At 71.3% G+C, this 11,866-nt stretch carries 8 protein-coding genes; 2 read left to right on the top strand and 6 right to left on the bottom strand.

Annotated elements, in window-relative coordinates:
* Positions 1-25 precede the first annotated feature (25 nt).
* Positions 26-2,185: a PQQ-binding-like beta-propeller repeat protein gene (locus ACFRU2_RS07870; protein ID WP_382969005.1), complete on the top strand. Its 2,160-nt coding sequence runs from the start codon at positions 26-28 to the stop codon at positions 2,183-2,185.
* A gap of 658 nt (positions 2,186-2,843) precedes the next feature.
* On the opposite strand, the gene ACFRU2_RS07865 is transcribed toward ACFRU2_RS07870, so the two are convergent.
* The 3 genes from ACFRU2_RS07865 to ACFRU2_RS07855 all read right to left on the bottom strand — a co-directional run bounded on the left by ACFRU2_RS07865 (position 2,844) and on the right by ACFRU2_RS07855 (position 5,249).
* Complete coding sequence (locus ACFRU2_RS07865) at positions 2,844-3,143, bottom strand: hypothetical protein (protein WP_382969656.1); 300 nt, start codon at positions 3,141-3,143, stop codon at positions 2,844-2,846.
* 943 nt (positions 3,144-4,086) lie between these two features.
* Positions 4,087-4,674, bottom strand: a complete 588-nt coding sequence (locus ACFRU2_RS07860; RefSeq protein ID WP_382969002.1) for a DUF6529 family protein — start codon at positions 4,672-4,674, stop codon at positions 4,087-4,089.
* 425 nt (positions 4,675-5,099) lie between these two features.
* Entirely contained in the window at positions 5,100-5,249 is a 150-nt protein-coding gene (locus ACFRU2_RS07855) for a hypothetical protein (protein WP_382969000.1), read from the bottom strand.
* A gap of 52 nt (positions 5,250-5,301) precedes the next feature.
* Between ACFRU2_RS07855 and ACFRU2_RS07850 the strand changes: the two genes are divergently transcribed.
* Entirely contained in the window at positions 5,302-6,396 is a 1,095-nt protein-coding gene (locus ACFRU2_RS07850) for an alpha/beta hydrolase (protein ID WP_382968997.1), read from the top strand.
* A gap of 39 nt (positions 6,397-6,435) precedes the next feature.
* Here ACFRU2_RS07850 and ACFRU2_RS07845 read toward each other — a convergent pair whose 3' ends face one another.
* From ACFRU2_RS07845 to ACFRU2_RS07835, 3 genes are all read right to left on the bottom strand, one after another.
* A complete protein-coding gene (locus ACFRU2_RS07845) occupies positions 6,436-6,762 on the bottom strand; it encodes an L-rhamnose mutarotase (protein WP_382968994.1) in 327 nt (108 codons plus the stop codon).
* A complete protein-coding gene (locus tag ACFRU2_RS07840) occupies positions 6,759-9,986 on the bottom strand; it encodes a discoidin domain-containing protein (protein ID WP_382968991.1) in 3,228 nt (1,075 codons plus the stop codon). The genes ACFRU2_RS07845 and ACFRU2_RS07840 overlap by 4 nt, the downstream gene beginning before the upstream one ends.
* Before the next feature lie 378 nt (positions 9,987-10,364).
* Positions 10,365-11,864 carry a rhamnulokinase family protein gene (locus ACFRU2_RS07835; RefSeq protein WP_382968988.1) on the bottom strand — a complete coding sequence of 500 codons (1,500 nt, stop codon included), beginning with the start codon at positions 11,862-11,864 and terminating at the stop codon, positions 10,365-10,367.
* Positions 11,865-11,866: the final 2 nt, after the last annotated feature.

The raw sequence follows: 11,866 nt of genomic DNA, 5'->3' as shown, positions 1-11,866 counted from the left end.
GCCGCCCCGAAGGAGTCCACCGGTCATGTCCACCCTCCTGCCCCTGCTGCCCGACGATCCCGAACGGCTCGGGGAGTACACCCTCCTCGGCCGGCTGGGCGCCGGTGGCATGGGGACCGTCTTCCTGGCCCGCACCGCCGGCGGCCGTCTCGCCGCGGTCAAGACCGTCCGGTCCGACCTGCGCGACCAGCCCGGCTACCGCCGGCGGCTGGCGCTGGAGGCCGAGGCCGCGCGGACCCTGGGAACGGAGCACACTGCGGCCTTCCTCGGCGCCGACCCCGACACGGCACGGCCCTGGCTGGCGACGGCGTACCTCATCGGGCCCTCGCTGACGGAGGCGGTGGCGGCCGGGGGGCCGCTGCCCGAGCCGGTCGTCCGCGGACTCGGCTCCGCGCTCGCCGCCGCCCTCGCCGCCCTGCACCGTGCCGGACTCGTCCACCGGGACGTCAAGCCGTCGAACGTACTGATCACCGCGCAGGGCCCGCGGCTCATCGACTTCGGGCTCGCCCAGGCCCCGGGCAGCCCCCGCCTCACGGAGGCCGGGGGGCTCGCGGGCACACCGGCGTACATGTCACCGGAGCAGGCGCGCGGGGGTCCGCCGGGCCCGGAAGGCGATGTGTTCGCCCTCGCGGCGGTCCTCGTGTTCGCCTCGACCGGTCACGGCCCCTACGACGCCCGCGGCCGGCAGAGCACCCTCGAACTGCTGCGGCACGGGGCCGACCCCGACCTGACGGGCCTGCCGGACGGGCTGCGAGGGACGCTCGCCGCCTGCCTGTCACCGGAGCCGGACGACCGGCCCGAGCCCGGCCGACTGCGCGACGAGTGGGGGCCGTTCGACCCCGGGGAGTTCGCCGAGCTGCTGCCGCAGGCTGTCCTCGCCGACCTGTCCCGCCGGATCGGCGAGGTCGCCTCCGTCGCCACCGCCCCGCTGCGCGCCGCCGCCCCGCGCCGCGCGCTCTCCCGCCGCACCCTGCTCGCGGGCACGGCTGCCGCCGCGCTCACCACCGTGGCCGGCGGCTCGGCGCTCTGGGCCACCGGGAACCTCCCCGGCTCGGGGAACCGTACGACGTCGCCCGGCGCCTCGGTTTCCCCGGGCCGGAGCTCACGACCGCCAGGCTCACCACCGGCCCCGTTGTGGTCGGTCGCGTCCCCGTCCTCGGCCTCCCCGGCCGTCGCGTCCGACGAGGTCCTGATCCACACGAGCGACGTCCTGCGCGGCATCTCGACCGCCGACGGCCGGGTCCTGTGGGAGACCCAGACCGCCACGGTCGACGTGGTCGTGGCGGGAGACCGCCTCGTGGGCTTCGTCTTCGACGAAGACGGCAACGCGAGCGCCGGATACCTGGACCCGGCCACCGGCCGCCTCCCCGCCGACGCGGCCGACCCGGCCGTGCTGGGCGGCCTCGCCCACACCACCCAACTGCTCGCCGCGGACGCCGAATGCCTCTACCTGAGGGCGTACTTCCGCTCCGACGATCGACGACAGGAGGAGGAGGCCTGGCTGCTCGCCTACGATCCGGGCGCCCGGAAGCTGCGCTGGCGCACGCGCATCGAGGGAGCCGTCCTGGACTCGATGGGCTCGCTCATGATGTCGGCGATCATCTCCGGTGGCCGCCTGATCTGCTCGGACCCCGCACGCGTCTTCGCCGTCGACCTGCGCGAGGGCCGCCAGTTGTGGGCCTGCAGGGTCCGCACCGACCAGGAGGCGGCATCGCCCGACAAGTCGGGAGGCATCAACCCCCCGGTCGCCTCGGACCGCCACGTCTTCGACTTCGAGGAGCGGATCACCGCGGTGGACCTGGTGACGGGCACGGTGGCCTGGAAGCTGGAGCCGGAGGCCCCGAAGCTGCTGAGCGCGCCCGTCTGCGTGAACGGCACGGTGTACGTGGCGGACGGGGCGCTCCAGGCCTTCGACGAGTCGACCGGGAAGAAGGTGTGGACCCACGACCCGGGCGCGTACGTCTCCATGCTGGCGGCTCCCGCCCCGTTCCGCGGGGAGCTCTACGCGGCGGTCGGAGGCGACGGTCAGGCGGTCATCGCGGTGGACGTCGCCGCCCGCCGCGTCGCGTGGACGCTCGCCGCAGGCGCCGTGAACATGCCCGACGGCCCGACCATGATCGTCCAGCGCGGCAACCGGCTCTACCCCCAGACCATCGACCGCCTCGCGGCCGTACCGCTCGACTGACCCACCTACCCGACGACGACGGCCTAGCCGCCCTCGCCTGCACCTTCCTCTTTGTCGGCGCGGCACCGATGATGCAGCGGCACCTTGGCGGAGCCGGTGCGGACCCGGACCGCAGGCTGCCGGACGGGACGACCCCGCTCCTGCGAGCGGTCGACGGGGGCTCCTGGGCGATGGTCGAGGCCCTGTTGGGGGACGATCCACAGCGGCTGCCCGAGGCCGAACGGGAGCGGCTGCCGGCCCTGACCCGGTACTGGTACGAGAGGGGTGCCCTGGCGGTTCTCCGCGGCAGGACCCGGGCCCGGTGCGCGAGGAGCGCCTCGAGGACGGCGAGCGCGGCGAGTGCGGCGAGATCGGCCCAGCCGGCACTGCCGTGCGCAGGAGCCCCGGCCGCGTGATGGCGGGGGGATGCCACCACGCGGCTCGGGCCTGCCGGGAAATCCGCGCCGCTCACCGTCGCGGACTCCCATGACCACGCTTATGGCCGTTCTTCGCCGGCCCAAACGGTCGAAGCGCACCATTCGCCAGAGAAGGCAGACACCGATGCACCTCTGGTCGTCGGCACCTGCGTGCGGCGTGGACGGCAGCGCCTCAACCCGGCAGATGGGTTGGAGCACTGCCACAACAGCACTGGCCGAGCACCGTAGTTCACCGTTGACCATCAGTCGGGAGTGAGATCCTCCCCGCACGGGGCATGGCCTTGCCGAGGGGGCGAGCCGGGCAGCCGGCGGAGTTCGAGCAGGGCCACCGCGATCTTCACCCCGGTCGAGATCGTCAGGGCCTGGAGGAACGGCATGCCCATGAGCCACAGCGCCACCGTCATGACCGTGAGCACCAGGAATGCCGGGAGCAGATTGGTCGTCCTGAGCACGGTTCGCAGGTGTCCCACGGCCCTCTCCGGGGGCTGTTCCACCGTGCCGATGGGGCGGGCGGCGGTATCTTCCTCCTCGGCTCGCGGCATGGGCTGCTGTCCTTCCTCGCGCTCGTCGTCTCTGGCGACGAGTCTCGGGCGAGACCCGCCGGGCTGCCACCGCTGCCGCCGCTCCCTGCATCCAATCGGGCGAAATCCCGCTCGGAGGCTGCTCCACGTGCCCGAAGGCGCGCCATGGTCTCTCCGAGACGTCGGACTCCAAGAATTACCCCTCGTCAGGTCCGTTTGCGGGGCGGGCCATGAGGATCGACTCCAGCTTGTCGGGGCTGTTCCGGAGGAGTTCGATGCGGGTGCCGGTGTCGGGCACCTTGACGCTGCTGCAGGGGTTCGCGGGGTCCCAGTAGGAGCGGGCGCGGTCGTCGAAGGTCGGGACGCCGGGGGCGCCGGGGATGGTGGTGAGCGCGCCGGCCCTGGGCGGGGTGATCTGTCGGTGGGCTCGACGCCGAAGGTCGAGTCGTAGGACTGGATGCGGAGGTAGTGCTGCGGGTGATCCTTCGTGAAGGTGCCGGTGGTCCGGGTGAAGCCCTTGGCAGTCCAGCCGTTGTCGCCCTCTTCGGCACCGTCGGCGAACAGGACCGTACCGCCGGAGGTCACACGGAGCTCGTCGAGGGCGAGACCCTTGAGATGGGTGCTCCCATCGGTCGTGACGTGGAAGCTGCCCCGCGGCCTTCCGGCCCTCCACCCAGGTGTCGACGGCGTCGCGGACGAGGTCCTGGGCGTTGGCGCAGACGGTGTCCCCGCAGTAGTCGGATCCGTAACGGACTTCTTGAGCGAGTCCTTGGTCGGGCTGAAGTGCAGGTCCTGGTAGTGCTGCCGGTCGTAGTCCGCGCGCCAGGCGGTGGAGATGTCCTGGGAGCGGTCGGGCCGGGCGATTTCGCCGCGCGCCGGACCGGGTTGCCCGCCGTACTTGAGGCACCGTCGCGGCACGAACTGGGGTGACTGCACCAGCAGTCGGGCTGGACCGAGGTCGCGGTCAGGGGTGTCCGAGCGACAGCATCGGCACGCTGTCGCCGTTGAAGTACCACAGCGCACTCGTGTACCAGAGGACCACCACCCCGACCACCAGCGCACCCCCCGCCAGCGGCAGGGCCCAGCCCGGCAGACGACGGCTCCGTACCAGCAGGACCTTCGCGGCGAACGCCCCGTAGAAGAAGCAGCCCGCGATCGAGTGCACTGCCGCGCGCGAGCCGGTCAGCTGCACGCCGTACGCCCGGACGCAGTGCACTGCGATCGGGACGGAGAGGGCGAACAGGACCACGCCGACGACCCGGTGGACGATGGGCACCGGGCCCGGCACCCGGCGCACCCGGGGCAGCCGGCGGTACATCCACAGCGCCAGCAGCAACTGGAGGGCGGCCAGCCCCAGGACTCCGGTGGCGAGCTGCGCCTTGAGACGCAAGGCATCGGCGTCCGCCTGGCCGAACATGGTCGCGGTGTAGTCCGGCGTGTTCGCCCGGCCGAACAGGAAGAGGCCGACGAAGACCGCGACGGCAGCCGCGAACGCCAGTGCGAGAGCGAGCCCGGCTTCCGGGCGGCGCCGAGCGGGCCGGACGTGCGACATGGTGCTCCTCGTCTCGGAACGCCGCGGGTCGGCGGTGTGCCATCCCTTGTACGCGCCGGGCGCGCCAGACGGCGGCCGACACGGCCATAGCGACCCCGGCTCCTCGTCCGCCCGGCCGAACCCCGCGGCGAAACCCTCCGAGTGCACGCGAGCGCACCACCGCGTAGCGTCGAAAGAGTCCGTTCCGCTCACACTGCTACGGCCTGGCCCGGCAGGTGCGCCGCCCATGCCGGCAGAGGGACGAGATCACAAGCCCAAGCACAGCCTCGGAGCGGTGACCGCCATGGCCTCTCTGGCCTGCATGGCAGCACTCGGCCCCACATCCGGCAACGTCGCATCCTCACCCGCCCCGGCCCAGTCCCGCACCGAGACCGGCCCCGGAGCACCCGTCGGCACGGTCGCCCGGACGGTCGGGGACGCCACCTTCACACCGGGCCCTGCCCGAAGACGGCGGAACCGGTCGAGGAACTGAAGAAGGCCCGCTGCGGAACGCTCACCGTGCCGGAGAACCGCGCCGACCCGAGGAGCGCAAGGATCACACTCGGTGTCGCGATCGTGCCGGCGGCCACCGCCACGCCGAAACCCGATCCGATCGTGTGGCTCGCGGGCGGACCCGAAGAGGATGCGGTGGGAAAGGCGAAGATGGCGATCGACGGCGGCCTGAACCGCGACCGCGACGTGATCCTCATGTCCCAGCGCGGTACGTACTCGGCCGACCCGGCCCTCCTCTGCCCCAACGTCGACGAGTTCAACGCGCAGGTGGTGGGCCTCGTCTACGACGCCCGGTCCACCCAACGCCTGCACGTCGAGGCCACGAAGGCCTGCCGCGACAAGCTCGCGGGCCTCGGGGCCGACCTCAGCGCCTACAACGACACCCAGAGCGCCGCCGACTACGACGACCTACGCACCGTGCTCGGCATCGTGCAGTGGAACCTTTACGCCATCTCCTACGGCACCCACCTGGCACTGGTCTCCATGCGCCTGCACCCCGAAGGCCTCCGCTCGGTGGGCCTCGACGGCATCGTGCCGCCGTCGAAGGCGCGGTCCGCGGAGTCCTGGAGCAGCGCCCGGCAGGGCTTCGACGGCCTCTTCAAGGCCTGCGCGGACCAGCCTGCCTGCAACAAGCGCTATCCGAACCTTTCCGCCGCCTTCGAAAAGCTCGTCCAGGACCTGGAAGCCAAACCGGTCACCACCGCCGTCGCGCTCCCCGGCAACGAGAAGCCGGTGAAGGTCGTGATCGACGGCGGAACCCTGGTGAACTGGCTGGCAACCGCCACCCACCTCGCGGAGGGCGTACCCCGCTCCCTCGACGAGCTGGCGAGGGGCGACCCTCGGCGGATCGCCCGGCAGTGGGCCGGCTGGAGGACCAACCCCAAGGGCATCGGCGTGACGTCGCACGGTCTCTCGTACGGCGTCGTCTGCAGCGAGTGGTCACCGTACGAGAGCCGGTACCAGGCGCTCCGGAGCGGACGGGAAGCCTACCCGTCCTTCCCCCGCTCGGTGCTGGTCCAGGCCCCGCAGTTCCCCTCCCTGCACGGGCCGTACGTCGCCCGCACGCTGAGCAGCGCGACGGTCATCACGATCCCCTACGAACCGCACGTCGTCTTCGCCACGTCGAAGTGCGCCCGGGAGATCGCCGTCTCGTTCTTCGAGACCCCGGACGCACCGAAGACCGCATGTGTGAAGGCCCTCAAGCCGTTGCAGTTCGAGACCGGGCCCTGAAACCGGGCCGCTTCCCAGCCGTCAGGACCGTCAGGACCGTCAGTCCAGGTGGAACACCTCCGTCAGTGGTGCCATCGCCTGGTCGGCCGGCGTGCCGTCCAGGTTCTGGAAGTAGCGGGACATCTCGGCCTGCCAGCGGGCGTTGACCTCGGTGGCCGACATCGCCTCGCGGGCGCGGTCGAAGTCCTCGGTCTCCAGGTAGCCGACGAGCAGGCCGTCCGGGCGCAGGAACAGGGAGTAGTTGGTCCAGCCGGTGGCCCGGAGGGCATCGAGCATCTCCGGCCACACCTGGGCGTGGCGCTCGCGGTACTCCTCGCCGAGTTCGGCCTTCACCTGGAGCAGGAAGCAGATCCGGTGCTTCGTCATGAGGCACCGATCCCCGCCAGCTGCATGTAGTACACGCCGAACTGGTCGGCGGTGAGCGTGGTGCCGGTGACCTTCACGTACCGGGCGGTGGTCGCGGTGAAGGCGAAGGAGAGGCCGCCGGCTCCGGGACGCGGGTACGAGCTCTTCGACACCACGGTGGTCCAGTTCGTGCCGTTGGCCGAGACCTGGATGGTGAAGGCCGACGGGAAGCCAAGCCCGGTGTTCGGGACGTCGTCGCGGGGGTACAACGTGACCTGGCTGATCCGTGACGGGCCGCCGAGGTCCACCCGCGCCCACTGCGTGGTGTTCGGGGAGCCGGACCCGGCGCTGCTCCAGCCCGAGGAGTTCCACAGGTGGGTGTGACGGGTCCCGTTGGTGAGGTTGGCGGTCAGCCAGCCCTCCGTGGGGTACTCGACCGAGGTGGAGGTGGTCGCCGTGCGGCCCAGTGCCAGATCTCCGCCGACCGCCTCGATCTCCGCGAACTGCATGCGGAAACTACCGAACTGATCTCTGCTCAGGTTGGTCCCCGTCACCCTCACGTAGCGCGCGCTGACCGTCGCGAACGGGAAGGTCTGCGCCTTGGCGCCGGGACTCGCGTACCCGGTCTTGGTGGTGACCGTGGTCCAGTTCGTGCCGTTGGTGGAGGTCTGGATGGTGAAGTCGACCGGGAAGCCCTGACCCGCGTTGGCCCCGTCGCTGCGCGGGTGGAGGTCCACCCGGCTCACCGGCCGGGCCGAGCCCAGGTCCAGCCGCACCCACTCGGTGTGGTTGGCGGCGCTACTGCCGGAGCTGCTCCACCCCGCGGCGTTCGGCGCCGACGGCCGCTGCCCGTCGACCGCCGAGCGGATGCCCCAGCCGTCGGCCTCGTACGAGCTGGAGGCGGTGATGGCGGCGCTCTCGGCCGGGGCGAGAGAGGTCGGCATGACCCGGGCGTTCCAGAACTTCGCGCTGGCGCCTCCGGTGACCAGACCCACGTCGCCTGCGGTGAACGCCGAGTCGGTGACGGTCAGCACGGGCGCCTGACCGGTCCCGGAGTACACCCTCAGGACGTTCCCGCGCGCCACTACGCGCAGGCGGGTGCGCTGCCCCGACACGTAGCCGGGCACGGTTACCTGGCCGATCCTTGTGCCACTGCGGTAGACGAACACCTGGCCGTTGTCGCGCTGGGCGATCAGGTAGCCGGAGTCCAGGTCCGTGCCGTTGGCCGAACGCACCATCAGGCCGGCCCAGTTGGTGCTTCCGCCGTACGGGCTCACTCCGGTGATCTGCAGGTCCACGCCGACCGACACGTCGGTGTAGCCCCGGCCGCGCAGGTAGGAGACGTACCCCCAGTTCGCCGACGCGTCGGACTGCGCGTACTGGGCGCCGCTGGTCGACCAGGTCCCCCGGGTGTGGGTCCAGAAGTGGTCGCCGCCGCCGAAGTCGTCCGTGAACGGCAGCGCCAGGTCACCGGCCGCCGAGGCCAGTTCGTCGAGGAGCTGCTTGTGCCGGCTCTCGACGTTCCACCCGGAGAGGTCGTACGTCGTCGGGTTGGTGATCAGCGTCTCGGCCAGGGTGCGTGCCGCCTGCGGCTTGACCGCGGCCAGCTGCTGCAGCAGTTCGAAGTCCTGCAGGCCCGCGGTCTGGGCTTCGCTGCGGAGGCTGTCGTAGATGCCGTAGTCGGCCTTGTTCGGGTAGACCAGCCAGCTGTCGCCGGTCTGCGGGGTGTTGAAGGTGTCGGCGGGCGGGTACGGCTCGCTGAATCCGTCGTGCCAGTAGTTCCAGCCCCAGTGCAGGTAGCCGTCGCCACCGATCTTCCAGGTCAGCCAAGGGAGGAGCCTGGTCCCGCTGAGGTGGTTGCTGGTGAAGCGGTTCATGTACGAGCCCTGCGGGAGGATGCAGGTGTACAGCCACAGGTCCTTCCCGGCGATCCGGTGGTTCTGGTAGAACGCGACGTTCGCGTCGTAGGTCGACGAGAGCGGGGTCTGCGTGGACAGGTGCGCCGCGGTCCCGCTGAAGTTGGTCAGCTGCGCCTCGTTGGTGCGCGGGTTCGGGAAGTACTTCTCGTAGAGGGTGTAGAGCCAGTTGGCGGCCGTGGCCTGTTGCGTGGTGGTGGGCTCGTCGAGGGCGCTCATGTAGAAGTCGTCCGTCCAGCCCTTGGCGTCCAGGTGCGCCTTCAGGGCGGGGAACAGCTGGTTCAACCAGTTGTTGGTGTCCGGGCAGCCGTTGGCCGCGGCCGAGTCGGGCCGGCAGAGCACGTGCTTGACCGCGCCGCTGACGCCGTTGGCCGGCACCAGGGTGTCGAGGGTCGGTTCGGCGGCGGGCGGCTCCAGCAGGGTCGGGGTGTAGAGGTACTGCATGGCCCCGGCGTCGACGAAGAGGTTCACGAACCGGTCGAAGGTGGACCAGCCGAAGGTGAAGCGGCCCGCGGCGTCGACGGTGGTGTCCGGGATCAGCAGCGCCACCGCGTCGGCGTAGATCACGTTGTTCCGGTGCCGCGCCATGTTCTCCGCGATGTCGGCCTCGATCTTCCACCAGTTGGCGTCGTACATCTTCACCCCGTACTCGTTCGGGATGGACGCCTCGGTGCCCGCGTAGTCCCAGCCCGCGGAGGAGAACCAGTTGTTCATCTTGAACGTGGACCGCGAGGTCGGCGGGATCGTGGCGGGGTACACGGTGACCGACACCGGCACCGTGACGGCGCCCAGGCTGCTGTTCACCCTGGCGCTGCCCGTGTAGACGCCCGGTGCCTGACCTGCGGGCACGTAGACCTGGTAGTAGGCGGCGTAGGTGGTGTTCGCCGCCACCGACCGGGGGCTGTTGTCCATCAGCGCGTCGTAGTAGGCGGTCCCGCCGTCGGGCGGGTTCTGGACGTTGCCGACCTTCTGGATCTTCGGGTGGTTGTACTCGTAGCGCGTGGTGATGTTCGCGGCGGGAATGGACGCGCCGCCGGGGCCGGTCAGCGCCCCGGGTGTGACCGACACCCCGGTCTGCGCCGAACCGGACCGCACCAGGATCTGCGCCCCCTCGTAGGCGTTGCGGGCCGCGTACAGCTCGATCCTGGTCGGTGCCCGGCCCGGCGGGGTGGTCGAGGTGAAGGGCCGGTCGGTGGCGTCCAGGATCCACACGGTGGGCGCGGCGGCGGCGCCGGCCTGAGGCGCGGGGAGGACGGCCAGCAGCACTGCGGACAGTGACAGTGACAGGCTCACCGGGAGGCGCAGGGATCTGCGGCGGCGCGTGCGCATGGAAACCCTCCGAACTCTGAGAAATGGCTTCGAGAGCCGAACAGGCTTTGTTTTCAAACCTGTTTGGGCCGCCCGCAATTGTTTTGCGGCGCGACTTCCGATCGACGCGGGGCCTCGCTGTTCGGAGTCATGGTGACGGCGTGCGGGCAGCTCACAGCGATGACAGCGAGATCGGGGATGACACGAAGGGCAGCCGCTGGTCGCGCGATCGCATCGGGAATAGGCACACCCGGCCACCTGACGGCCAGCACGTTTCCCTTCGGTAAAGGGAGTATTTCCAGAATTACGATCGGCAACCATTCGAATTTTAGCGATACTTGACTGACCGTCACGGTCTGGAGGGCGGGGGGGCGTCGCCTCCATGTCGTGCAGCTCAGGTCAGGCGAGCCCCACACGGGCCGCGGCGGCGTCCCACGCGCGGATGTCTCCGGCAGGCTCGTAGCGTCGCAGGCGCTGGGTGCGGGCGACCAGGCGACGCATGGCGCCGCGGTCCCCGACCAGGCCGTGGGCTCGGGCCTGGACGAGGATGTTGCCTATGGCCGTGGCCTCGGCGGGGCCGGCGATGACGGGCAGGCCGGTGGCGTCGGCGGTGAGCCGGCACAGCAGGGCGCTGCGGCTGCCGCCACCGACGAGGTGCACGGCGCGGATCGTGCGGCCGGTCAACTTGGCTGCCTGGAACAGGGTGTGACGGTGTGCCAGGGCCAGGCTCTCCAGGATGCAGCGGACGACGGCGCCCTGATCCTCGGGAAGATGCTGGCCGGTGCGGGCGCAGTGCTCGGCGAGGCGGGCCGGCAGGTCGCCGGGGGCGAGGAACTCGGGGGCGCCGGGGTCGACGAGCGCCGCGAACGGGCGGGCGGCGGCAGCCCGTTCGAGCAGCTCGGGCAGGTGGTGTCCCTCGCCACGGTCGTGCCAGGTGCGCCGGCTCTCGCTGAGCAGCCACAGGCCCATGACGTTGCGCAGGTAGCGGACGGTGCCGTCGATGCCGAGTTCGTTGGTGAAGTTGGCGGCGCGGGAGGCCTCGGTGAGGACGGGCGCGTCGAGTTCGAGGCCGACGAGCGACCAGGTGCCGCAGGAGATGTAGGCGAAGTCCTCGGTGCCGGCGGGGACGGCGGCGACCGCGGAGGCGGTGTCGTGGGAGGCGACCGCGACCACGGGGGTGTCGGGGCGCAGGCCGGTGGCCGTGGCGACGTGCGGCAGGACGGTGCCGGCGTGGTCCCCGGGGCGGCGCAGTGCGGGCAGGAGGGCCGGGTCCAGGTTGAGCGCTGCGAGGACCGGGGCGGACCAGGCGCCGGTGCGGGCGTCGTACAGGCCCGTCGTGGAGGCGTTGGTGACCTCTGCGCCGACGGTGCCGGTGAGCCAGTGGGTGATCAGGTCGGGCAGCAGGAGCAGGGTGCGGGCGCGGTCGAGGTGCTTCTCGGCGGCGAGCTGGAAGATCGTGTTGAACGGCAGGTGCTGAAGGCCGGTGATCCGGTACAGCTCACGGGCCGGCAGGCGACTCCAGACCGCCTGGACGGCGGCGGCGCCGCGCGGGTCTCGGTAGTGGAACGGGTTGCCGAGGAGAGCGCCGTCGGCGTCGAGGAGCCCGTAGTCGACGGCCCAGCTGTCGATGCCGACGGAGGCGAGGTCCCAGCGCGCGGCGGCCTCGCGGAAGCCGTCCAGGACGCCTTGGTACAGGCCGAGGGCGTTCCAGTGGATCCCGTCCGGGAGCTGGACGGGGGTGTTGTCGAAGCGGTGGGTCTCGGTGAGGTCGAGGCGGTCGCGGCCGACCCGGCCGACGAGCACCCGTCCGCTGGTGGCGCCGAGGTCCGCCGCGGCGAAGGCGGTCGGGGCGTGCGGGGGGTGTGAGGTGTGTGGGGTGTGTGGGGTGCGGGGCGTCACGG

This window comes from Streptomyces sp. NPDC056883 (genome assembly GCF_042788835.1).
GTDB lineage: Bacteria > Actinomycetota > Actinomycetes > Streptomycetales > Streptomycetaceae > Streptomyces > Streptomyces stoeckheimensis.
This window is presented reverse-complemented; position numbering and strand designations above follow the sequence as displayed.

What these genes read in the sequence shown, in the direction of transcription:
- ACFRU2_RS07845 (WP_382968994.1), bottom strand. Translation starts at nt 6,762, where the DNA reads ATGACGAAGCACCGGATCTGCTTCCTGCTCCAGGTGAAGGCCGAACTC.
- ACFRU2_RS07860 (WP_382969002.1), bottom strand. Translation starts at nt 4,674, where the DNA reads ATGTCGCACGTCCGGCCCGCTCGGCGCCGCCCGGAAGCCGGGCTCGCT.
- ACFRU2_RS07870 (WP_382969005.1), top strand. Translation starts at nt 26, where the DNA reads ATGTCCACCCTCCTGCCCCTGCTGCCCGACGATCCCGAACGGCTCGGG.
- ACFRU2_RS07865 (WP_382969656.1), bottom strand. Translation starts at nt 3,143, where the DNA reads ATGCCGCGAGCCGAGGAGGAAGATACCGCCGCCCGCCCCATCGGCACG.
- ACFRU2_RS07840 (WP_382968991.1), bottom strand. Translation starts at nt 9,986, where the DNA reads ATGCGCACGCGCCGCCGCAGATCCCTGCGCCTCCCGGTGAGCCTGTCA.